The 24,161-nt window shown below is 34.9% G+C and carries 19 protein-coding genes; 12 read left to right on the forward strand and 7 right to left on the reverse strand.

The genetic code is table 11. The annotated features are described in order from the left end of the window. The first annotated feature begins 55 nt into the window (after positions 1–55). Together BMY39_RS01575 and BMY39_RS01580 are read left to right on the forward strand one after the other, a co-directional pair. Entirely contained in the window at positions 56–4,393 is a 4,338-nt protein-coding gene (locus tag BMY39_RS01575) for a CusA/CzcA family heavy metal efflux RND transporter (protein ID WP_092574533.1), read from the forward strand. A 10-nt stretch (positions 4,394–4,403) separates the two neighbouring features. Further along, the gene (locus BMY39_RS01580; RefSeq protein WP_092574535.1) at positions 4,404–5,531 is read left to right on the forward strand and encodes an efflux RND transporter periplasmic adaptor subunit; all 1,128 of its coding nucleotides are present in this window, start codon (positions 4,404–4,406) and stop codon (positions 5,529–5,531) included. Positions 5,532–5,621: 90 nt separating this feature from the next. Here BMY39_RS01580 and BMY39_RS01585 read toward each other — a convergent pair whose 3' ends face one another. Further along, positions 5,622–6,275 carry a metal-dependent transcriptional regulator gene (locus tag BMY39_RS01585; protein ID WP_177176558.1) on the reverse strand — a complete coding sequence of 218 codons (654 nt, stop codon included), beginning with the start codon at positions 6,273–6,275 and terminating at the stop codon, positions 5,622–5,624. Positions 6,276–6,379: 104 nt separating this feature from the next. On the opposite strand from BMY39_RS01585, the gene BMY39_RS01590 reads away from it, so the two are divergent. From BMY39_RS01590 to BMY39_RS01615, 6 genes are all read left to right on the forward strand, one after another. Then, positions 6,380–8,626 carry a TonB-dependent receptor gene (locus BMY39_RS01590; protein ID WP_092574539.1) on the forward strand — a complete coding sequence of 749 codons (2,247 nt, stop codon included), beginning with the start codon at positions 6,380–6,382 and terminating at the stop codon, positions 8,624–8,626. A 26-nt stretch (positions 8,627–8,652) separates the two neighbouring features. Further along, positions 8,653–9,558 carry a metal ABC transporter solute-binding protein, Zn/Mn family gene (locus BMY39_RS01595; protein WP_092574541.1) on the forward strand — a complete coding sequence of 302 codons (906 nt, stop codon included), beginning with the start codon at positions 8,653–8,655 and terminating at the stop codon, positions 9,556–9,558. Between the two features lie 378 nt (positions 9,559–9,936). Continuing rightward, complete coding sequence (locus BMY39_RS01600) at positions 9,937–10,674, forward strand: metal ABC transporter ATP-binding protein (protein ID WP_092574543.1); 738 nt, start codon at positions 9,937–9,939, stop codon at positions 10,672–10,674. 108 nt (positions 10,675–10,782) lie between these two features. After that, complete coding sequence (locus BMY39_RS01605) at positions 10,783–11,910, forward strand: metal ABC transporter permease (protein ID WP_092574545.1); 1,128 nt, start codon at positions 10,783–10,785, stop codon at positions 11,908–11,910. Next, positions 11,903–13,063, forward strand: a complete 1,161-nt coding sequence (locus tag BMY39_RS01610; RefSeq protein WP_092574547.1) for a metal ABC transporter permease — start codon at positions 11,903–11,905, stop codon at positions 13,061–13,063. The genes BMY39_RS01605 and BMY39_RS01610 overlap by 8 nt, the downstream gene beginning before the upstream one ends. Before the next feature lie 2 nt (positions 13,064–13,065). Next, entirely contained in the window at positions 13,066–13,425 is a 360-nt protein-coding gene (locus tag BMY39_RS01615; protein WP_092574552.1) for a YraN family protein, read from the forward strand. 43 nt (positions 13,426–13,468) lie between these two features. Here the strand turns inward: BMY39_RS01615 and BMY39_RS01620 are convergent, their stop codons facing one another. Both BMY39_RS01620 and mfd read right to left on the reverse strand, forming a co-directional pair. Further along, positions 13,469–14,836, reverse strand: a complete 1,368-nt coding sequence (locus BMY39_RS01620) for a TlpA family protein disulfide reductase (protein WP_092574557.1) — start codon at positions 14,834–14,836, stop codon at positions 13,469–13,471. 87 nt (positions 14,837–14,923) lie between these two features. Continuing rightward, on the reverse strand, positions 14,924–18,337 hold the full coding sequence (gene mfd / locus BMY39_RS01625; protein ID WP_092574562.1) for a transcription-repair coupling factor: 3,414 nt from the start codon (positions 18,335–18,337) through the stop codon (positions 14,924–14,926). Positions 18,338–18,646: 309 nt separating this feature from the next. On the opposite strand from mfd, the gene BMY39_RS01630 reads away from it, so the two are divergent. From BMY39_RS01630 to BMY39_RS01640, 3 genes are all read left to right on the forward strand, one after another. Continuing rightward, positions 18,647–19,078 carry a tellurite resistance TerB family protein gene (locus BMY39_RS01630; protein ID WP_092574565.1) on the forward strand — a complete coding sequence of 144 codons (432 nt, stop codon included), beginning with the start codon at positions 18,647–18,649 and terminating at the stop codon, positions 19,076–19,078. 142 nt (positions 19,079–19,220) lie between these two features. After that, positions 19,221–20,168, forward strand: coding sequence for an oxidoreductase family protein (locus tag BMY39_RS01635; protein WP_092574567.1), 948 nt, complete (start codon positions 19,221–19,223; stop codon positions 20,166–20,168). After that, entirely contained in the window at positions 20,165–20,992 is an 828-nt protein-coding gene (locus BMY39_RS01640; RefSeq protein ID WP_245738127.1) for a 3'(2'),5'-bisphosphate nucleotidase CysQ family protein, read from the forward strand. The genes BMY39_RS01635 and BMY39_RS01640 overlap by 4 nt, the downstream gene beginning before the upstream one ends. A gap of 50 nt (positions 20,993–21,042) precedes the next feature. Here the strand turns inward: BMY39_RS01640 and BMY39_RS15305 are convergent, their stop codons facing one another. Both BMY39_RS15305 and BMY39_RS01645 read right to left on the reverse strand, forming a co-directional pair. Continuing rightward, on the reverse strand, positions 21,043–21,168 hold the full coding sequence (locus tag BMY39_RS15305; RefSeq protein WP_262490326.1) for a hypothetical protein: 126 nt from the start codon (positions 21,166–21,168) through the stop codon (positions 21,043–21,045). 197 nt (positions 21,169–21,365) lie between these two features. Then, a complete protein-coding gene (locus tag BMY39_RS01645; RefSeq protein ID WP_092574570.1) occupies positions 21,366–22,268 on the reverse strand; it encodes a histone deacetylase family protein in 903 nt (300 codons plus the stop codon). Positions 22,269–22,368: 100 nt separating this feature from the next. Here BMY39_RS01645 and BMY39_RS01650 point away from each other — a divergent pair, with 100 nt between their 5' ends. Further along, on the forward strand, positions 22,369–22,842 hold the full coding sequence (locus tag BMY39_RS01650) for a nuclear transport factor 2 family protein (RefSeq protein WP_245738128.1): 474 nt from the start codon (positions 22,369–22,371) through the stop codon (positions 22,840–22,842). 235 nt (positions 22,843–23,077) lie between these two features. On the opposite strand, the gene BMY39_RS01655 is transcribed toward BMY39_RS01650, so the two are convergent. Both BMY39_RS01655 and BMY39_RS01660 read right to left on the reverse strand, forming a co-directional pair. Further along, positions 23,078–23,596, reverse strand: coding sequence for a ferritin (locus BMY39_RS01655; RefSeq protein ID WP_092574572.1), 519 nt, complete (start codon positions 23,594–23,596; stop codon positions 23,078–23,080). 116 nt (positions 23,597–23,712) lie between these two features. After that, positions 23,713–24,102 carry a hypothetical protein gene (locus tag BMY39_RS01660; protein ID WP_092574574.1) on the reverse strand — a complete coding sequence of 130 codons (390 nt, stop codon included), beginning with the start codon at positions 24,100–24,102 and terminating at the stop codon, positions 23,713–23,715. Between the last annotated feature and the right edge of the window lie 59 nt (positions 24,103–24,161).

Consider the following 24,161-nt stretch of genomic DNA (forward strand, 5'->3'; position numbering starts at 1 on the left):
TTTTCTGCTTCAACTTGTTACAATAAGGGTTGAGCATACTTTTTACCTATGAATTATGCTATCACACATTATAAAATTTAGCCTAAAGAATAAGTTTATTATTCTAATCTTTACACTGTTCGTCATCGGATTTGGGTTGTATTCATTATCTCAAATTTCAATTGGCGCTGTACCAGATGTAACTAACAATCAAGTACAAGTCATCACTACTTCTCGAAACCTTTCTACACAAGATATGGAACAGTTTATCACCTATCCTGTAGAATTAGAAATGGCTAATCTTCCTGGTGTAGTAGAAATTCGCTCTGTATCTAAGTTTGGTTTATCTGTAGTTACTATAGTTTTTAATGACGATATAGGCACTTATTTGCCGCGACAACTCATTGCAGAAAAAATAGAATCTGCTTCTGAAAAAATACCAAATGGTTTTGGCAAGCCCGAAATGGGACCAATAACAACAGGTTTAGGAGAAATCTACCAATATATTCTTGATGTAGAACCTGATTATAAGGATTCTTATACACCACAAGACTTAAGAACTATCCAGGACTGGATAGTGAAAAGGCAACTCTCTGGAATACCCGGAGTTGTAGAAGTAAATACTTGGGGAGGCTTTTTAAAGCAATATGAAGTTGCTTTAAATACGGATAAACTCAATGCCATGAACATTTCTGCACAAGAAGTGTTTGCAGCCCTAGAACTAAATAATAGTGTTGCCGGTGGGGGTTATATTGAAAAAGTAAATCAGGCCTATTTTATTCGAGGTGATGGATTAGTGTCTTCCTTAGAGGATATTGGCAATATAGTTGTAAAAAATGCCGACGGTGTACCTATTTACATTAAGAATATTGCTAAAGTTGGCTTTGGTAACGCCACACGTTTTGGCGCCATAACAGGAAATGGAGAAGGCGAAAAAGTACTTGGGCAGGTTATGATGCTCAAAGGCGCTAATTCTAAAGAAGTGATTGAAGCCGTAAAAGAACGTGTTGCATCTATATCAAAGTCATTGCCAAAAGGCGTTTATATCAATGCTTTTCTAGACCGCAGCGAGCTCATTGCTAAAACCACTTTTACAGTTACCGAAAATTTAGTTTTAGGCTGTCTTATTGTGGTATTTGTGGTGGTTTTGCTCTTAGGGAATTTGCGCTCAGGTCTGGTGGTAGCTTCTGTTATTCCGCTATGTTTATTATTTGCCATATCCTTAATGTACGTTTTTGGCGTAGACGCTAATTTAATGAGTCTTGGAGCTATTGACTTTGGAATTATAATTGATGGAGCCGTCATTATAGTAGAATTTATTGCTTTTCAGATTACACGAAATCAAGTTGAAATGGCGGCTTTACCACAACAAGACGTTCAGTCCTTTAAAGATAAAATTACCTTTAATGGCGCATCTAAAATGATGAATTCTGCCATATTTGGTCAGCTTATTATTCTTATTGTTTTTATTCCAATATTATCTTTGAGTGGCGTTGAAGGTAAAATGTTTAAACCAATGGCGTTAACCTTTAGTTTTGCGCTAATTGGTGCTATGATTTTTTGTTTTACTTATGTGCCAGTTGCGGCTTCTTTATTTCTAAAACCAACCAAACTATCGGATAAAAATATTTCTATTCGCATAATGCGTTGGTTGCACAATTTGTACAGTCCAACAATTGATTTGGCGCTAAAGAGCAAAAAACTTGTGCTTAGCATAGCAACAGTTTTATTGGCTATTTCAATTTACATCTTTACAACTATGGGTGGAGAATTTGTTCCCACCTTAGATGAAGGTGATTTTGTAATTCAACCTGTACTCAAAACAGGTACATCCTTAAAAAAGACCGTTGAAATAACTACTGAAATCGAAAAGATATTATTAGAAGAGTTTCCAGAAGTAAAACAAGTAGTTACCAGAATTGGTGCTGCAGAGGTACCAACAGACCCAATGTCTATGGAGGAGAGCGATGTTATCATCGTATTAAAGCCCAAGAAGGAATGGGTATCTGCTTCTTCAAAAGATGAACTTGCCGATAAATTTAAGGAAGCATTAGCCATAATTCCAGGTATGGAAGTAGAATTTACTCAACCTATTGAAATGCGTTTTAATGAACTTATTACAGGTGTTAGGGCAGATATTGCAATTAAAATATTTGGTGAAGATTTAGAAGTGCTTTCAAAAAAAGGAAGCGAAATAAAATCCTTAATAGAAAACGTTGAAGGAGCGGCAGATATTACTGTAGAGAAAATTGATGGTTTGCCTCAAATGAGTGTTGCATACAATCGTGAAAAAATAGCACGATACGGCCTAAATATTGAGCACCTCAACACTATGCTTTCTATGGGATTTGCAGGCAAAACTGTAGGTAGTGTTTTTGAAGGCGAAAAACGCTTTGATCTTGTGGTACGATTAGATGAAGCTAAACGCACTGATATTGAAAACATAAAAAACTTGTATGTGGATTTACCAAATGGTGGAAAAGTACCACTGCAAGAGTTAGCGGAAATAAGCTATAAAAAAGGAGCTGCAAAAATTTCTAGAGATGATACAAAACGACGAATTGTTGTTGGTATTAATGTTAGAAACCGTGATTTGGAATCTGTTGTAAATGATGTTCAATCCTTAATTGAGAAAAATATCAGTCTTCCTGCAGGTTATAGCATTACCTATGGTGGTCAATTTGAAAACTTACAAACTGCAAAATCCAGATTATTAATTGCTGTACCTATTGCACTTATACTCATTTTTATTTTGCTCTATTTTGCGTTCAACTCTATTAAAGAGGCGCTTCTAATATTTTCTGCTATTCCATTAGCTGCAGTTGGTGGCGTTCTACTGCTGTGGCTAAGGGATATGCCGTTTAGTATTTCGGCTGGTGTAGGTTTTATTGCATTATTTGGTATTGCTGTACTCAACGGCATTGTACTTATCGAGCACTTTAAAGAATTAAAAAATAAAGACTTTGATAATATGGAAACATTAATAAAACAGGGTGCTAAAAATCGATTACGTGCAGTGTTATTAACGGCTTCTGCCGCTGCATTAGGGTTTTTACCCATGGCTATTTCTACAAGTGCTGGTGCAGAAGTTCAAAGGCCACTTGCCACAGTTGTTATTGGTGGTTTAGTTACTGCAACACTACTTACATTGGTAGTTTTACCTGTACTTTATGCTTTATTTAGTAAGTATAGAAAAAATGGAACTACATTAAAAAACAATAAAGTGAATTTACCTATGATACTGTTACTTTTCGGACTGTTTTCAAGCCATAGTTTCGGTCAAAACAATAAAAAATCGCTTGAAGATCTTATCCTTATCGGAATAGAAAACAATGCTGGCCTAAAAGCAGGTCGCTTAAAAGTGAGCGAATCTGACGCGTTGATTAATAGTGCTTTCGATTTTGATAAAACCGAAATCTATTATGGTTACGACCAAAATAACTTAGCAATCAATGAACAGCCAATAGGTGTTTTTGGCATTCAACAACAATTTTTATTCCCAACCGTGTATGGGTCTCAAAAAAAATTAAATCGTGCTATTTACAGCAAAGAAACCTCACACTATAAGATACAAGAAAAAGCACTAAAGCACAACATCACATCCGGATACTACCAATACCTCTATGCTAAAGAAAAAGAACGTATCCATGAAATGTTAGATAGTTTGTATCAAAATTTTTCTAATACTGCACATAGGCGATTTGAGCTTGGTGAAACCAACTATTTGGAAAAAATAACTGCCAAAGCCAAACATAAACAGGTAAATCTTAATTACATAAAAGCCAAAGAAGAGGTTATTATTGCTTACCAAAAACTTTTAAGTATTATACAAAGCGATGATAGTTTAGATATTTTGATTCGTCCTCTACAAAAGAAACCATTGAAACTAATTAATATAAATGAAAGCCCTGAGTTATCCTTTTACTCAAACACTGTTTCGGTTGCAGAGCGATTAAAGAAATTAGAAAAACAACAATTAATGCCTGATATAACACTTAATTATTTTCAGGGCAGTAACGCTGGCATCAATACCAATCTTTATGGTTACCAAATAGGATTAAAGATTCCTTTATTTTTTTCAGGTACGGCTTCAAAAATAAAAGCTTCAAAAATTTCAGAACAAATCGCTAACGAAAGGTTGCGAGATTACACGATTCAACTAAATATAAAAAATAAAGTGTTATTGTCGCAACTACAACAACAACAAAAAGCATTGGATTTTTACGAAGAAGAAGGCGCGGTACTTTCAAAAGAAATTTTAAAAACTGCCAACGGTAGCTTTAAAAACGGCGAAATAAACTTTTACCAGTACATTTTGAGTTTAGAAAACGCATATGAGATTCAGCTCAATTATCTGGAAAACCTTAATGCCTACAACCAAACGGTAATAGCCATAAACTATTTAACATTATAAAGTTAGTTCTATGAAAAACATATATAAAACATCAATACTTATCCTCTTAATCATGATTTCTGGTTGTAAAAAATCAGAAAACACAGCTAAAATTGAGACTGATACAACTGAAGATCAGCGCATTGAAATTGCTAAAGCGCAGTTTCAACAAAACAATATGGTTATGGGGAATATTGAGACCAAGCCATTCCCTGTAAGCATAAAAGTAAATGGTGTAATAGATGTTCCGCCGGAGAACAAGGCCATAGTAAATGCCATTATTGGTGGTTATGTAAAAACTATTCCGTTATTAGTTGGCGACATGGTTAAAAAAGGACAGGTTTTGGTGTCACTAAAAAATCCGGAGTTTGTAGCACTACAGCAAAATTATCTGGAAGTAAAGGAACAGCTCAACTACCTAAAAACGGAATTTGAAAGACAGCGCACCATGTTTGAAGAAAACATCATTTCTAAAAAAGTGTTTTTAAAATCAGAAAGCGCATACAAAACGGCCAATGCGAGATATAAAGGCCTAAAAAAACAATTGTTACTACTCAATATCGATCCGTTACGAGCTGAACAAGGCAACTTCACTTCAGTAGTTAATATCTATGCGCCAATAAACGGAAGCATTACCAAGGTACATGTGTCCAAAGGTTCTTATGTTTCACCAACCACAGCAATATTAGAAATTGTTGATAACAGCCATATTCACTTAGAATTATCGGTTTTTGAAAAAGACATCATGAATATTAAAAAAGCACAAAATATTTTGTTTAAAATTCCTGAAGCATCTAATGATTTTTACGAAGCTAGTGTATATTTAGTAGGCTCGTCTATTGAAGATAACAGAACTATTAAAGTACATGCACATCCAAAAAACGAGTCGCATCAGTTTTTAACTGGTATGTTTGTTAATGCTGAAATTATAACCGAAGAACGTACGGCAAACGCTTTACCAGAAACTGCTGTTATAGAAGTAGACGGCAATTATTTTATATTGGTTTTAGATGAGCAAACTGATGGCAGTTATTTTTTTAATCAAGTTAAAATTGATGTTGGCAGAACATATAATGGCTATGTAGAACTTAAAAATTCGGAAGCATTGCCAAATAACAACAAGTTATTGACAAGAGGAGGTTTTAGTTTAATAAACTAACATGAGTTTAAAGTATTAAATTTTCTTAAATGTTAACCTCATAGTTAGAGTTTGCCAAAATGCATCAACTATTATACCAGCAATAGCTAACTAAGTGACTTTAACAAACAAATTATTTGCTATTACATTAGATATCACCAATTCTCTATCCTTCAATTTTATGGTTATAGAATTATCAAAAGGTTCGCGTTGCAATACTTTTAAGTGAACCCCTAAAGCTATATTGTTCTTGTCTAAATATTTTAAAAATTCGGTAGAAGAATCCTGAACGCCAACACAAATACAATGATCGCCTTCTTTTGCTTCCGAAAGTAGAATTTTGTCAATTTTTTTAATATTTCCGGTTTCATCAGGTATAGGATCGCCATGAGGATCATGCGTTGGATAACCTAAAAATGCATCTAGCTGGCTAATTAACTTTTTCGATTTAATATGCTCTAATTGTTCTGCTACTTCGTGAATTTCATCCCAAGAAAAATTTAATTTTTCAGCTAAAAACACTTCCCACAATCTGTGCTTACGCACAATATTTATGGCAATAGTCTTTCCTTTTTCAGTTAAAGAAACACCTTGATATTTTTTATAATCTGCATACCCTTTTTCCGATAGTTTTTTCACCATATCGGTAACAGACGATGCCTTTGTTTCCATATCTTGAGCAATAGCGTTGGTACTTACATTAGTAGCGCCTTGCTTTCCTAAATGGTAAATAGATTTGATATAATTTTCTTCGGTAAGCGTAATCACATTACAATTTTAAACAAAACAAAGATATAGTATTTTTTGCACTAAAAATAATTTTTTAGATTAGTCTAAAAATATATTTATATTTGCATAAAAATTAATTAGTGAAGTACCTTACCCTTTTAATAATCATTCTATCTAGCACATCCTTTTATGCTCAAAACGTAAAAGGAAAAGTTATATCTAATGGTGAAAGTTTACCATACGTAAACATATTCTTAAAAGGCACTACAAAAGGAGCGATTTCAAAAGAAGATGGCTCGTACAGTATAGCAAACGTAAAAGCTGGCACCTATACTGTTGTGGCTTCGTTTACAGGTTATCGAACCCAAAAAAAAGTAATCACTATAACTACTGAAAATAGTATTGTGAATTTTGATTTATTTGAATCTGAAATTCTCGATGAAGTTATTGTCACAGGAACACTAAAAGCAGTTTCTAGATTGGAAAGCCCTGTTCCTGTTGAAGTTTACTCTCCTACATTTTTCAAAAAAAACCCTACACCTAATATTTTTGATGCTTTGCAAAATATAAATGGTGTAAGACCTCAACTTAATTGTAACGTTTGTAATACAGGCGATATTCACATTAACGGTTTAGAAGGGCCTTACACTTTGGTAATGATTGATGGTATGCCCATTGTTAGTGGTTTATCTACAGTTTATGGTTTATCAGGGATTCCCAATTCTTTAATTGAACAGGTTGAAGTAGTAAAAGGTCCAGCTTCCTCGCTTTATGGTAGCGAAGCAGTTGGTGGTTTAATCAATATCATTACAAAACTTCCAGAGCATACACCATTAGTTTTTGCTGATGGATTTGTAAGTAGTTGGGGAGAAGCTAACTTAGATGTAGGTCTTAAAGCGAACATAAACAACAAAGCTAATATGCTTCTAGGTGTAAATTATTTTAATTATTCCAACCCTATTGATAATAATAGCGATAATTTCACTGACGTAACGCTTCAAGATAGAATTTCAGTGTTTCAAAAGTGGAGCTTTAAGCGTAAAAACAATAGATTGCTGTACTTGGCTGGTCGTTATTTTTATGAAGACCGATGGGGTGGAGAAATGCAATGGAATCCATCATTTAGAGGAAGCACCGAAGTGTATGGAGAAAGTATCTATACATCGCGCTTTGAGATTATTGGAAATTATCAATTACCCATTTCTGAAAAAGTGAATTTTCAATTTTCATATTCCGATCATGATCAAGATTCGTTTTACGGTGATACTGAGTATAAAGCACAACAGCGTATTGGGTTTGGCCAATTAATTTGGGATAAACCACTTAAACATCATGATTTATTATTTGGTTTAGCCGCTAGATATAATTTTTATAATGATAATACTGCGGCCACAGTTCAGGCAGATGAAGTTACTATACCTTCAATTTTTGTTCAAGACGAAATAACTTTATCCAAGAAACAGCGAGTTTTATTAGGCTTACGTTATGATTATGACAATAGGCACGGTTCAATCTTAACACCTCGAATCGCATACAGATTTAAACCCACTGAACATGATATCTTTAGAATAAACGCAGGAACTGGTTTTAGAGTTGTTAATTTGTTTACCGAAGACCATGCTGCATTAACGGGCGCAAGAGATGTTGTAATCACCGAAGCTCTCGAACCTGAACAGTCGTACAACATCAATCTCAATTATTTAAAGAAGTTTTATACTAAAAGCGGATTTTTAATTACCCTAGACGCTTCAGCTTGGTACACCTATTTTACCAATGCTATTATTCCAGATTACGACACTAATCCAAATCAGATTATTTATGATAATCTAGACGGCAACTCAATCTCAAAAGGATTTAGCCTAAATTTAGATGCTGTTTTCGCTAGTGGAATTAGCGCCTCTGTAGGTGCTACATTTCAAGATGTATCCCAAAAAGAAAACGGCATAAGAACAAGACAAATTTTAACCGAACGCTTCACAGGGGTTTGGTCGCTTTCCTATAAAAATTTTCCAACACATCTTACTTTCGATTATACCGGAAATATTTATGGCCCTATGCGATTGCCTTTATTGGGAGAGTTAGATCCAAGACGTGAATACTCACCAACATGGAGCATTCAAAACATTCAATTGACATATGATGGTATCAGTAATTTTGAAATCTATGGCGGCGTAAAAAATATTTTAGATTGGACGCCAAATAGAGGCAATCCTTTTATCATTGCTAGGGCAAACGATCCATTTGATAAAGATGTTACGTTTGATGCTGATGGCAATGCTATTGCCACAGCTGACAATCCTTACGCCTTAACTTTCGATCCTACCTATGTTTACGGCCCAAACCAGGGCCGACGTCTGTTTTTTGGATTACGGTTTACTTTAAATTAAATTAGCACAAAATAGGCATCATAAATATGAAAAAAGCACTACTCCTAATTATCTTAAGCATTATCATTATCAACTGTAAAAATGTTAAAGACAACAATGGAAAACTTAATGTTGTTACCACCACCACAATGATTACCGATTTGGTTAAAAACATTGGTGGCGCACACATTAATTTACAAGGTTTAATGGGTAGTGGTGTAGATCCGCACCTCTACAAAGCAAGTGAAGGCGATGTTACTAAGCTATCAAATGCTGATATCATTTTTTATAACGGCTTACATTTAGAGGGAAAACTAGTAGAAGTTTTCGAGAAAATGAAAAATAAGAAAACCATTGCAATATCTGATGCTTTAGACAAAAACACATTGATTGGTTCAGAATACTTTGCTTCAAATTATGATCCTCATATTTGGTTTGATATAGAATATTGGAAACAAGCCACAAATTTTGTGGTAAAGACACTTTCTGAGGCTATTCCAGAGCAAAAATTAGCCTTTGAAGAAAATGGCAAAACATATATTGATAAATTAAACAATTTAAAAGCTGAAATAGATAATACAATTTCAGCTATTCCAGAAGAACAGCGAATTTTAGTAACAGCACATGACGCTTTTAATTATTTCGGTAAAGCTTTTAATTTTCAAGTAGTTGGTTTACAAGGCTTATCAACAGCGACAGAAGCGGGTGTAAAAGATGTTCAAAAATTATCTACATTCATCATAGAAAACAAAGTAAAATCTATTTTTGTAGAAAGCTCTGTACCTAAACGCACTATTGAAGCACTTCAAGCAGCGGTAAAATCAAAAGGTCATGAAGTTTCTATTGGAGGGACTCTATATTCTGATGCACTAGGAAATGCAGGAACTGTTGAAGGGACTTATATTGGAATGTTTGAATATAATGTGAATACGATTGTAAATGCTTTAAAATAAAAGCCCCTCCTAACCTCCCCGATGGGGAGGAACTTTACTCATACTTTGTAAGTTTAGAGTTTAGAGTTTAGAGTTTAGAGTTTAGAGTTTAGAGTTTAGAAAGTTGAAAAATAGTTTTGAATTAAATAATGGTTAGGCAAAAGAGCCAACACCCGAGTTCTGATGTAATCGGAATCATCAATCTGCAGAAATAATGAGAGAAGGAATGAAGTCGCGAAGCGCAGCTTCAGGCGCGTAATTCCGAGAGCGAATGGTGCTTTAGCAATTTTCTCAGATTGATATGATTTTTTGGTTCATGGTATTTAGCTAGAAACGTCCACTGGACCTTTCAAACTAAATAGTGTATCAAGACAAAATGAACATTCAAACACGAAAGAAATGAAAGATAAAATAGCCGTAAAAGTAGATGACCTCACCGTAGCCTACAACTACAAACCCGTATTATGGGATATTGATTTAGAAATCCCAGAAGGCGTACTTATGGCTATTGTAGGTCCCAATGGCGCTGGTAAATCAACCCTAATAAAATCTATTTTAGGTATTCTTAAGCCAATTGCTGGAAGCGTTAGCATTTATGACAAACCCTATGAAAAACAGCGGCAACTCGTTGCATATGTGCCCCAAAAAGGCAGTGTAGATTGGGATTTCCCTACTACGGCCTTAGATGTTGTTATGATGGGAACATATGGCAGTTTAGGTTGGATAAAACGCCCTGGGCAAAAACAAAAGAAAGCAGCTTTAGAAGCTTTAGAAAAAGTGGGCATGTTGCCTTTTAAGGGCCGACAGATTAGTCAACTTTCTGGTGGCCAACAGCAACGTATATTTTTGGCGAGAGCCTTGGTACAAAACGCCTCCATCTATTTTATGGACGAGCCTTTTCAAGGTGTAGATGCTACAACAGAAATAGCAATTATTAATATTTTAAAAGAACTTAGAAAAGCAGGAAAAACAGTTATTGTAGTACATCACGATTTACAAACTGTCCCTGAATATTTTGATTGGGTTACGTTCTTAAATGTAAAAAAGATTGCTACTGGTCCGGTTAAGGATATTTTTAATGATGATAATTTAACTAAGACCTATGGTATTAATTATAAAGTAAGCATTCAGGAGTAAAAAAAGTTTACAGTATTCAGTCGCAGTAAACAGTGCTTACTCGACTGGAAAAAATAGAATAAGAAATAAAGCGAAACAAAGGAAGAGATTCCTGATTTCGCAGAAATTATGGACATAACAGAATACATAAAACTCGTTTTCACCGACTATACCCTAAGAACCATAACCCTAGGTACTGCTATACTAGGCGCAGTAACTGGTATGTTAGGGAGTTTTGCTGTTTTGCGAAAACAAAGTTTATTAGGTGATGCTATTTCCCACGCAGCTTTACCAGGAATTGCCATAGCCTTTTTACTAACTGGTGCAAAAAACAGCAATGTTTTGCTTTTGGGCGCGTTAGTAAGCGGACTCATTGGCACGTTTTGGATTCGTGGTATTATTAAAAAAACACATTTAAAATCAGATACTGCTTTAGGCTTAATTCTATCCTTATTTTTTGGTTTTGGGATGTTATTACTCACATTTATTCAAAAACAACCCAATGCTAATCAGGCAGGATTGGATAAATATTTATTCGGACAAGCGGCAACATTACTTGAAAGTGACGTATGGATGATGGCTATTGTAACTGGAATATGTTTACTTGTATTGTTGCTATTTTGGAAAGAATTTAAAATTCTTCTATTTGATGCTGACTACACCAAAACGCTAGGGTTCAACACAAAAAATATAGATATTTTAATTACCTCTTTTATCGTGCTTGCTATTGTATTAGGCTTGCAAACTGTTGGCGTAGTGTTAATGAGCGCCATGCTATTAGCGCCCGCAGCGGCAGCCAGACAATGGACAAACAGCTTAGGCGTTATGGTATTTCTAGCCGCCATTTTTGGTGCGTTTTCTGGTGTGTTTGGAACGGCCATAAGCGCAAGTCAAGACAACCTATCTACTGGTCCTGTTATTGTAATTATTGCAGGTGTTTTTGTATTGTTTTCGTTTATATTTTCACCAAGTAGAGGCTTATTGTTTAAGCAAATTCGATTTATAAAAAACCGTCGCGATTTACAATTACACAAAACCTTAGCCTTTATGTACAATATCGTTGAAAGTCATGAAGACGTTTCACATCCACATGCTATTAAAATCCTTAATAATTTTCAAGGATATACCAAAAGTACACTTCAGAAGTTGGTAAGTAAAAATTACGTAACCCTTGAAGGTAATATGTGGAGTTTAACCGAAGAAGGCTTTAAAGCAGCATCAAATTTATACAATCAACAAAACGACAACAATGAGTAGCGCACAAATTGAAATACAGCTGATTGCAAGTTTGGTTGCCATAGCCTGCGCTATTCCAGGGACTTTTTTAGTGCTTCGGAAAATGGCTATGATTAGTGATGCTATTAGTCATTCTATTTTACCAGGAATCGTTATTGGTTTCTTTATTACTCAAGATTTGAACTCACCACTGTTAATCCTTTTAGCTGCATTGACCGGAATTTTAACCGTTGTTTTAGTGGAATATATCCAAAAAACTGGACTTGTTAAAGAAGATACTGCTATTGGCTTAGTGTTTCCTGCGCTATTTAGTATTGGTGTGATTATGATAGCCAAAAATGCTAATGATGTACATTTAGATGTGGATGCCGTATTATTGGGAGAACTTGCTTTTGCTCCTTTTGATAGATTAATTATTTCTGGAGTTGATGTAGGCCCGAAATCATTGTGGATTATTGGAACTATTTTAATCATAACCATCGGGCTATTATTCGCCTTTTTTAAAGAACTAAAAGTAAGCACCTTTGATGCTGGTTTAGCTGCGTCTTTAGGATTTTCTCCTGCCATAATTCATTATGGATTAATGACTGTTTCTTCCGTTACAACCGTTGGTGCTTTTGATGCTGTGGGCGCCATTTTAGTAGTTGCGTTAATGATAGCACCCGCCGCAACCGCTTATTTATTGACCAACGAATTAAAACGCATGGTCATTTATGCTGTTTGTTTTGGCGTTTTTAGTGCGATTTCTGGATATTGGGTAGCACATTGGTTGGACGCTTCTATTGCAGGATCTATCACCACAATGCTCGGAATAATATTTTTAATAGTGTACTTGTTTGCACCAAGTCGTGGTATTATCGCTGTTCTTTATAGAGAAAAACAACAACGTACAGAGGTGTCTCTCCTCACCTTTCTTCTGCATTTAAAAAATCATACAGAAGAACGTGAGCGTCATGTAAATCACCTCAACGAACATATTAATTGGCAAAAGGTACGCTCAAAATCAGTATTAGATTTAGCTTTGAAGAATAACATGATTCAGTTAGATAAAAACATTGTGTCCTTAACTGAAAAAGGAGATGAATTCACTTCAAAAGCTATTGATTACATCATCACCAACAAGGATGCACAGATTGAGGATATGAAAGATGACTTCTTTTTGTTTAGGGGGTAATTATGGCACAACATAACGAACTTGGTAAAAAAGGTGAACAAATAGCTGTAGATTTTCTTTTGAAAACCGGTTATGATATTATTGAACGTAATTACCGTTTTGATAAGGCAGAAGTTGATATTATTGCCAAAAAAAGTGGCATTCTAGCCATTGTTGAAGTGAAAACACGTTCTACTGCCGATTTTGGAGACCCTCAAGACTTTGTAAAGCCAAAGCAAATAAAAAACTTGGTTAAAGCTGTTGATGAATACGTTACGGTTAACGAATTAGATGTTGAAGTGCGCTTCGATATTATAGCGATTGTAAAAGAAACTAATGGTTATAATATTGAACATTTAGAGAATGCTTTTTATCATTTTTGATATTAGATTCTTCGGTCGTACCTCCCTCTGAACGACAAAAAAACTACTCTTTTTCTTCTTCAGTTTGTGAGTTTGAAATTTCAAAAAAGGCTTTCAACTCTTCTAAATCCTCAGGTTTTGAAACTATTTTTTTATCTATATCTAAAATAAAATACGTTGGTGTACCAGTGACACCATAGCTATTTCCAATTTCGTTATCCCATTTCCCTTCACCATAAACATGTATAAAGTTAGCATAATCATAGGTTAAATTTTTCCATGCATAATGTTCATCTTCCAAACCTATAGCAATAACTTTTAACTTTTTATCTTCAAATGTTTTTGAAAAATCGTGCAGTTGTGGAATTTCGACTAAACAATGAGAACACGTGCTACTCCAAAACGCTACAATATAATATTCAGCAATATCTAGTTTGCTTAACAACGTTTTTGTAGTTTCTTCTTTTTTTTCGATTTCAATTGCAAAATCTGGAGCTTCGGTTCCAATAGACGTATTTTGATATAATATCAACGCTTGTAAAAGTTGTTGATCGTTTAGCTTAACCGATAAGTCCATGAGAAAGTTTTCGGCTATAAAATTAGCAACAGACTCTATTTTTAAATCTACCATCTGCTCCCATAAATCAGTATACAACGATTTTTTGATGTCATCAGGAGCATCAGTCATCGCTTTACTAAATACCTTTATATTTCTTTTATAGTCTGCTTCCTCATTCCCATTTTGCGAAGACATGCCAAACACGTAATTCAACATACGCTCTGTTAAAAATTTGGAACGCTGCAATACCTCGTTATTAAAATCTACATGATCAAAATAATGGGTTTCTAGACCTTTTATGTAGGTTTTAACATCAACTATCTTCTCTGGAATATATGGGCTATTCGCCTTTATAAAATTAAATGCTAATGTTCCTTTAGAAGCTTCTTCAAAACCCTGTTGTGTTTCGTGTTGTGTTTTAAAAATTGCTCCTAAAGCCAGCGAATCCCTTGTTTCACTTTTATCTCTGAAATAGTTACCTATACTATTCGTAATCATCAACATGCTCTTCGTATAAGATTCTAATAACTTGTTTTCTCTTGATGCTAAAAATTCAACACCTGTTTCAGGATTAAAAGCTAACTCCACATCTTCTTCACCATTGTAAATCACATCAAAATTATATTCTTCCTGAGGAACGGCATAGGTTATTCGATACATGCCTTTTGTAATGGTTGAATCTAATTTTATTTCGAAACTACCATCAGCAGCAATAGGTGCGTTTGTAACGTAATTTGAATGTGTAGGAGTAACTTTATATAGCAATGCAATTTCAAATTCTCCTGCAGGTGTAAATGTGCCTTTTATACTATGTTGCCCCAAGCAAATTACTGGGATGAAAAGAAGCGAAAAAATTAAATTCTTTAAATTCATTGTAATATTTAAATTCTGAAACAATGCACAGATTCTGAAACGAGTTCAGAATGACAATTCTTTTTATGGGTTTACTTAGAACAACAATTAAGCCACAATAGGTTGTAATGCTTCCCAAGCTTGTTTTACCGATTTTATATTGTCAAAGGTTAATAATAATCGTAATCCATTTCGGGTTTGCTTTTCCTTCATTTTACATGCTTGCGGATGTGTTTGTACAAACTGCAACACTTTTGTAAAGTTAGCACTTTGATAGAAACTACTTTGCTGATCATTAATAAAATAACCAATCAGTTTATGTTTCTTCATCACCACTTTTTCAAAACCAGCTTTGGTTGCCAACCACTTTATTTGGACACTATTTAATAAATCGGTCACTTGTTGTGGTAATTCCCCAAAACGGTCAATTAACTCCATCTTAAATTTCGCTAACTCTTCTTCAGTCTTTAAATTATTGAGTTGCGTGTACAAATTTAAGCGCTCTGCAATGTTATTAACGTAACTATCTGGAAATAAAAGCTCAAAATCGGTGTCAATCGTAACATCTTTAACATACACTTTATCCTCGTTATCATCTTGATACAAGTCCTTAAACTCGTTCTCTTTCAGTTCTTCTATAGCTTCATTTAGAATTTTTTGATAGGTATCAAAACCTATTTCATTAATAAACCCACTTTGCTCGCCACCTAACAAATCTCCTGCACCTCGAATTTCTAAATCTTTCATGGCAATATTGAAGCCGCTTCCCAATTCAGTGAATTGTTCTAAGGCTGTGATGCGTTTTCGGGCATCTTCCGTCATGGCAGAATATTCTGGTGTAATGAAATAACAGAATGCTTTTTTATTGCTCCGCCCTACGCGACCACGCATTTGATGTAAATCGCTCAACCCAAAATTATTGGCGTTATTAATAAAAATAGTATTGGCATTTGGCACATCTAAACCGCTTTCTACTATAGTTGTACTGACCAAAACATCAAAGCCTCCTTCCATAAATTGTAACATTAAGGATTCTAACTTCCTGCCTTCCATTTGCCCGTGACCAATACCAATCTTCGCATCTGGCACTAAACGTTGTAACATTCCTGCTACTTCTTTTATATTTTCGATACGGTTATGTATGAAGAAAATCTGGCCGCCACGTTGAATTTCATAACTTATAGCATCACGAATAGTTTCCTCATTAAAACGAATCACATGACTTTCAATAGGGTATCGGTTAGGTGGCGGTGTGGTTATTACCGATAAATCCCTTGCCGCCATTAAACTAAATTGCAATGTTCTTGGTATTGGTGTTGCGGTAAGCGTTAACACATCAACATTTTCCTTTAAGGTTTTTAGTTTTTCTTTTACGGCTACACCAAATTTCTGCTCTTCATCAACAATCAACAATCCTAAATCTTTAAACTTTACATTTTTATTAACAAGTTGGTGCGTGCCAATAATAATATCAACCTTCCCCTCTGCCAAAGCCTCTAAGGTTTCTCGTTTTTGTTTTGCGGTTCTAAAGCGGTTTACATAATCTACAACCACAGGAAAATCCTTTAAGCGCTGTTTAAAAGTTCTAGAATGTTGATACGCTAAAATAGTAGTTGGTACCAAAACCGCTACTTGCTTTCCGTTATCCACCGCTTTAAACGCTGCTCTAATAGCCACTTCGGTTTTACCAAAACCAACGTCGCCACAAATCAATCTGTCCATGGGGCGTTCACTTTCCATATCGGCTTTAATATCGGCTGTTGCAGTACTTTGGTCGGGTGTATCTTCGTAAATAAAAGACGCTTCCAATTCATGCTGCATATAACTGTCAGGATTGTACTGAAAGCCTTTTTGGGTTTTACGTTTTGCGTAAAGTTTAATAAGATTAAAAGCCACGTGTTTTACACGTGCTTTTGTTTTTTGTTTTAAGGTTTTCCAAGCGCTACTGCCGAGTTTGTATATTTTAGGTGGCTTTCCATCCTTTCCGTTAAACTTAGTGATTTTATGAAGCGAATGAATACTTAAATACAGCACATCGCGTTCACCGTAAATCAATTTTATGGCTTCTTGCTTTTTACCTTCAACATCGATTTTCTGAAGACCTCCAAAACGTCCGATACCATGGTCTATATGCGTAACGTAATCTCCAATATCCAAATTGGTGAGTTCTTTTAACGTGATGGCTTGCTTTTTGGCATAGCCATTCTTTAATTGGAATTTATGATACCGTTCAAAAATTTGATGGTCTGTATAGCATACAATTTTATTATCGTGGTCTACAAACCCTTGGTGTAGCGATAGAATTACTGTTTGATATTCTTTTACATCTAGCTTTGCATCATCAAAAATATCATGGAATCGTTTGGCTTGTTGTTCGCTTACGCAAGCAATATAGTTTGCATATCCTTTTTCGTGATTGGCGTTTAAATCTTCTATCAACAAATTGAATTGCTTGTTGAAGGTAGGTTGTGGGGTGGTGTTAAAATGAATTGTGGACACTGAGGCTCTCGAAGTGTCTGTTTTGCTTATTGTGCCTTCGAGAACCTGAGGCACCAAGACACTCTGTGTTCCAAACTCTATAATTGAAAAATCGAGAAGTTGTTTTTTTAGTAGTTCTGAATTACAAAATAGTTCCTGAGGTTCTGCATGTTTAATATCGTTCGAAAGTTCCTTAAAAGCTTCTTCCGCTTTGGTATAAAAATCATCGATTCTTGAAAATAGCAAGTCGGCATTCTTTAGACCGATTACCGTTTTTTGAGCAATATATTTAAGGAAACTTTGCCGTTTTTCCTCAATCATTTTATTCGCCACATTGGGAATAATATTGATTTTTTTTATTTGCTCTACGGATAGTTGCGTTTCAACATCAAACGTTCTAATAGAATCTACCTCATCACCAAAAAACTCGATACGGTAGGGTTCATCATGCGAAAATGAAAATACATCTACAATACCACCACGTACTGAAAACTCACCAGGTTCGGTTACAAAATCCACTCGTTTAAATTTGTATTCGAAGAGAACTTCGTTTACAAAATCAATAGATACCTTATCATTCACACCTACTTTAAGCGTATTGCGCTCCAGTTCTTTTCGGGTTACCACCTGTTCAAACAATGCATCAGGATAAGTGACAATTATCGCTGGTTTCTTTTGAGAATTGATACGGTTTAACACCTCGGCCCGAAGCAACACATTAGCATTATCGGTCTCCTCGATATCGTAAGGTCTTCGGTAACTTCCTGGATAGAACAACACATCTTTTTCACTTAATAGTTGTTCCAAATCATTAAGGTAATGTGCCGCTTCTTCTTTATCGTTAAAAATTAAAAGAAATGGTTTTTGTACTTCTTTGTAAACACTTGAAAGCATAAACGAAAATGCTGAACCTACTAAGCCTTTTATATAAGTTTTAGGCTTATCTTGAGCGGAGTCGAAAGGTTCGGATTGCGCAATAGCATTCTGCAGATTTTGCGTTTGCAAAGCCTGTGCATAGGTTTGAGAGATACGAGATTTACTCACCTAATTTTGTTTTGAGGTGCAAATATAAGGTTTAGATATGTTTTAATTTATCGTGAATTCACAAATATTTATTTACAATGTAAAAAAAGTTCTCAACCCGCGCTAGGGATTGAAGGATACTTCGACTGCGCTCAGTACAGGTTTGTTGATGCTCCCCGACGCAGGAGGAAGTCCTTCGCCCACGCTCATGATAAACTCTAGCCGAAAGCCCAACCTGACCCAAGGAGGGTAGCGCCCAAAAAAGTGAAAATTTCAATTTAAAATCTTAAAAAAAATATGTACGTTTGCAGCACTAAAAAAGAAGTATATATGTCGTTTTCAGATTTATTTGATAGTGGTTTTAAGAAGCGTAATGAGAATCATTTTGCTGCAATTGTTCGTGTGGCAATGGCCGATGGTGTGATTACTGATGATGAAAAAGCTTTTTTAGATAGGTTGGCGCAGCGTTTGGAAATTGGTGAAAACGATTATAAAGCGATTTTGAAAAATTATCAATCGCACCCGATTAACCCCCCTGTTTCCTACGATCAGCGTTTAGAGCGCTTATACGATTTAGTACGTATGATTCATGTAGATACCATTACTGGCGAACCAGAAATGATGTTGTTGAAGAAAATTGCTGTGGGGCTTGGGTTTCATGCGGTGAACGTAAAATACATTATCGATAAAGCATTAACACTTGTAAATAACGGTGCCGATTTGGATGATTTTGTGGACCAAATAAAGAATATGAATAGATAATAAGTTGAATTATTATATTCTAAAAGCGTCCAAAAATATTGGACGCTTTTTTTTTAAAAAAAACAGAACAGGGAACAAAACCGAAATTCATTTAACCTTCTAATTTACTAGTTATATCGCATTTTCCTAACTTTGGCCTGATATGAACAACCATTTCAAGTCCATCATTCTACAGAACACAGGAGCTTCTTCTTTAGTTGAAAAAGAAATCATTCAGGAACTTTGGAGCGGTTATGGTAAAATTATTCGCGTTGGATTAGAAAATACTACTTTTGAAAGCGTTGTGGTGAAGCATGTGCAATTACCCAAAAGTCAAAATCATCCGAGAGGTTGGCATACAGATATTGGTCATCAAAGAAAATTGAAATCTTATAAGGTAGAAACTAAGTGGTATCAAACCTATAGTAAACATAGTAAGGCACGTTTGCCAAAGTGTTTTGGTGTTGAAAGCTACCAAGACGAGACCCTTATCATTCTCGAAGATTTAGATGCAGTAGGTTTCCCATTACGAAAACAAAACGTAGAATGGCAAGATATTGATGCCTGTTTAGAATGGTTGGCGCAATTTCATGCAAGTTTTTTGGGGGAAGCCCCTAACGGACTTTGGGACGTAGGCACCTATTGGCATTTGAACACTAGACCTCAAGAATTAGAGGTTTTGGACGATACAGCACTAAAAAACGCCGCTGATGCCATTGACAAAAAATTGAACAGCTGTAACTTTAAAACCTTTGTACATGGCGATGCAAAATTGGCTAACTTTTGTTTTTCGAAAGATGGACAAGTTGCTGGCGTAGATTTTCAATATGTAGGTGGTGGTTGTGGTATGAAAGATGTCGCCTATTTTATAGGCAGTTGCCTCAATGAAAGCGATTGTGAACATTTGGAATTGAAAATTTTGGAAACTTATTTTAATCATCTGCATAACGCACTTGGTGAAACAAATGAAGCTCTTGAAAACGAATGGCGCCCTTTATATCGTGTTGCATGGGCAGATTTTCATCGGTTTTTAAAAGGTTGGAGCCCTGGCCATTGGAAAATTAATAGTTATAGTGAACGCATCACTGCTGAAGTAATTAAAAAACTATGAAAATAGACTTACAATATTTAGCGTTCATCGCCATTGAAGCTACACTTTCTGCTGGAAAAGTCATCCAAAAATACATGAATGCTGATATTATCGTGGAGCAAAAAGACGGAGGTTCTACCTATGCCTCTCAAGTCGTTACAAAAGTAGATCTTGAATGTGAACGTATTATTTTGTCGCATTTGCAACCCACTTGTGAAGCTTCTGATATTGGTCTATTATCTGAAGAATCAAATGATGACGGCAGCAGATTTGAGAAAGATTACTTCTGGTGTATAGACCCCATGGACGGTACATTGGCATTCATCAATAAACAACCTGGGTTTTCAGTTTCGATTGCTTTAATTGCCAAAGATGGAACGCCTGTAATTGGCGTTGTATTTGATCCAAGTACAGAAACGTTATACCATGCTATAAAAGGACACGGTGCTTATAAAAACAGAACCTCTTGGAATATTAAAAATACCAACGATTATTTGACTTACGCAACAGATAAAACATTAAATAATACCGCAAATTCTGCTGAAATACAACAAATACTAAATAAACATAAAACTACTTTAGGATTAAAGGGTATTAAAGAGCTTTCTGGAGCAGGTGCAGTAATGTGCGCTATTTTAGCATTAGAAAACGGACCTGCTTGCTTTTTCAAACTCCCGAAAAAAGAAATTGGCGGTGGTAGTATTTGGGATTATGCCGCTACAGCTTGCATCTATCAAGAGTTTGGCTTACAAGCAACAACCTTTAGCGGTGAAACATTAGACTTAAATAAAAGAGATAGTACTTTTATGAATGATGAGGGGGTGTGTTATGCTAACTTAGCTTAATTATAGTATTGCTTCATTAAAAATATTACAATTCCGAACGGTGAATAATATCAAGATAATGAGATATCTCTATCACCATCACAATCTGAAAATGCCGCATAACTACTAATATTACCAACAGTAATACCTCCTTCACTATAAATATACAAATAGTTTAAGAAGTTAAAATCGGGCATTTCTATATTCGAAAATTAATATTGGAATGGCTAGAAGGAATATTAGTAAACATAATGTTTTTACCATCTTCATATGGCGATGGTAAATCATCTTTACAAGACGAATGAAGTACTACAATGAGAAGACATAAAACCGTTCTAAGAGCCATTAATTTTTCAACTTTTAAAGCAATATAATAAAATCCTTTTGGATTTATCTAAAAGAAAACCTCCTGAGCCAACCGAAAGGTATTGGCGTGTGCTTCAATAATAATTTTAATCTCTGGAGAATAACCGCCTCCCATAGAACACATTACAGGAATTTGATGCTTTTTACAGGTTTCTAGCACAAAACGATCTCGTGATTTACAACCATCTAAAGTCATACCTAACTTCCCTAATTTATCAGAAGCTACAACATCTACACCGCATAAATAGTATATAAAATCCGGCTTTTGTGCATCGATTAGTTTAGGTAATGTGTTTTTCAAAATCCTTAAATACGTATCATCATCTGTACCATTTTCTAAAGCAATATCTAAATCGCTTTGTTCTTTTTTAAAAGGATAATTACCTTTTCCATGCATTGAAAATGTAAAGACGCTATCATCGTTTTGAAAAATTTCAGCGGTTCCATTGCCTTGGTGTACATCTAAGTCAACGATTAACACTTTTGACGCTAGATTTTTATTCAGCAAATATCGTGCACCAATAGCTTGGTCGTTCAACAAACAAAATGCTTCTCCTCTATTAGAATAGGCGTGGTGCGTACCTCCGGCAATATTCATAGCAACACCATATTTTAAGGCAAATTCACTTGCTTTTATGGTGCCGTCTGCAATAATAACTTCACGCTCTACCAAAACTGCACTTAAAGGAAAGCCTATTTTTCTAGCGGCTCTGGCATCTAAAGTTTGATTGATTAAATCTAGGTAATAGTCTCTCGTATGGGCTCGTAAAATATGTGTCTCATCAGGAATAGTGGGTTGAAAAAAATTATCTTTAACACAGGTGCCTTCATGCAATAGTTGTTGGGGCAATAGTTCATACTTTATCATAGGAAATCTATGCCCTTCTGGTAATGGGTGTTTATAGATAGAATGGTAGGCTATTTTAAGCATGATGAATAAAAAAATTACCTCCTTTAAAAGGCACTGTACGACAATGATAATTATTTTGCTAAATTAGGCCTTACACTATATGCTTTAAAATAAAATTTCTATGAAATACCGCTGCTCATTATTTTTCATCATCATAGTTACATTATATGGATGTAAAAATCCGACATCTACCAATTATGATAACACACAAGATTTTAAAGCTGTAGAGCATCTAATACAAAACATTTTTGATGATATTTGGAGTGATAAAAAAGCTGAGCTTCTTACAAAATACCATACCGAAGACTTTATTCTATTGGAACACGGAGAAATATGGACCAAAGATACTATTGCCGATTGGTGCGAACGCGCTAAAAAAAGAGATCAGGGTATAAAGCGCATTAATAGCTTTGATTTTTTCGAAGCTAAAAGAGAAGGTAATCGTATTTGGATGGCATATCATAATTATGCAACTATTAAAAAAGATACTTTAGAAAGAAAATTACAATGGTTGGAGAGTATTGTAGCAATAAAAAAAGATAGCATTTGGAAATTGGAGATGATGCATTCTACTAGAGTTCCAGTAGAAAATTAGGCCACCTTCTTAATCAAATCAAAGCAAGGGCATTTTTTGCAGCGTTTGTTTTCACCCTTCTTAAACTTTTTACAGCAACTAGATTTTACTTTTTCAGGAAGTTCTATTCCTAATTTTCTTAATTTTTTAATTGCCTTTTTTTGTTTCTTTTTTTTGCCCACAGAAAATGAAAATTCAATTCTGCGGACAAAAATAAGTTATTTTTATTAAATCTAAATAAGCTTAAATGTTAAAATTATTCTGGATTATCAATAGCAGCCGTAGTAACTGTTAAGTTTTCAATATCTCTATCAAATAGATACAGACCGCCTTTATCATCACCAATCATATTAATTTTGTCAAGAATAGTACGGGCTACAGCTTCTTCTTCAATTTGTTCAGCTACATACCATTGTAAAAAGTTATGTGTCGCATAATCGCGCTCTTCAAGCGAAATATGCACTAACTCATTAATACTCTGTGATACAAACACCTCATGGTCAAATAATTTTTCAAACATTTCTTTAAAGGACTTAAATGTTACATTAGGTGCTTTTAGTTGAGATATTTTCGCATGTCCGCCACGTTCATTTACAAATTTCACCAACTTCAACATGTGCTCCCGCTCTTCATCGCTTTGCGCATACATAAAATTCGCAACGCCTTCCAACCCCTTAACTTCGGCCCAACATGCCATAGCTAAATATATTTGTGAGGATTCTGCTTCTACACGTATTTGATTATTTAAAGCTTCTTCTATAGTTTTTGATAACATAATTTCTAGTTTTTTGTAAAGTTAAAAATTTCTGTTGGCTCATTTAATTTCTAATCATAAAAAAAGGTTATTCTTTAATTAGAATAACCTTTCTCCATTATTAATCAAACTTCACTTTACTGAACAGTAAGTGTATATTGTGGTGTAGGGTTTAATGGGCAGAAATACACATATTCTCCTTTTGTTAATTTTGTGGCTTTAGATGTTTCAACTGTTCCATCTTTTACAACAGAAGTTACATAAGCCGTTTGAATATGGTTTTCTGGTTTACTTGCATCTTTTCCTTTTGGCACTAAAACCAAACCTACATCTTTCCCCACATGGTTGTTAGATACAGCAAATACATAAGTGCCTTCACTAACCGTTACCGATTTTTGTGTAAACTCACCTGCGGTTTGTTCTAATGCAATGGTTTTAACTGCGTCTTTTTTCATCATTTTATCCTGTGCATTACCGTTTAATGCGAAACCTAATACTACTACTAAAATTGCTATTACTTTTTTCATTGTTTTAATTATTTTGAGCTTTTTGCTCTGGTTATTGATTTAATTATTATTGATTTATT

The organism is Hyunsoonleella jejuensis (assembly GCF_900111025.1).
In the GTDB taxonomy this organism is placed as follows: Bacteria; Bacteroidota; Bacteroidia; order Flavobacteriales; family Flavobacteriaceae; genus Jejuia; species Jejuia jejuensis.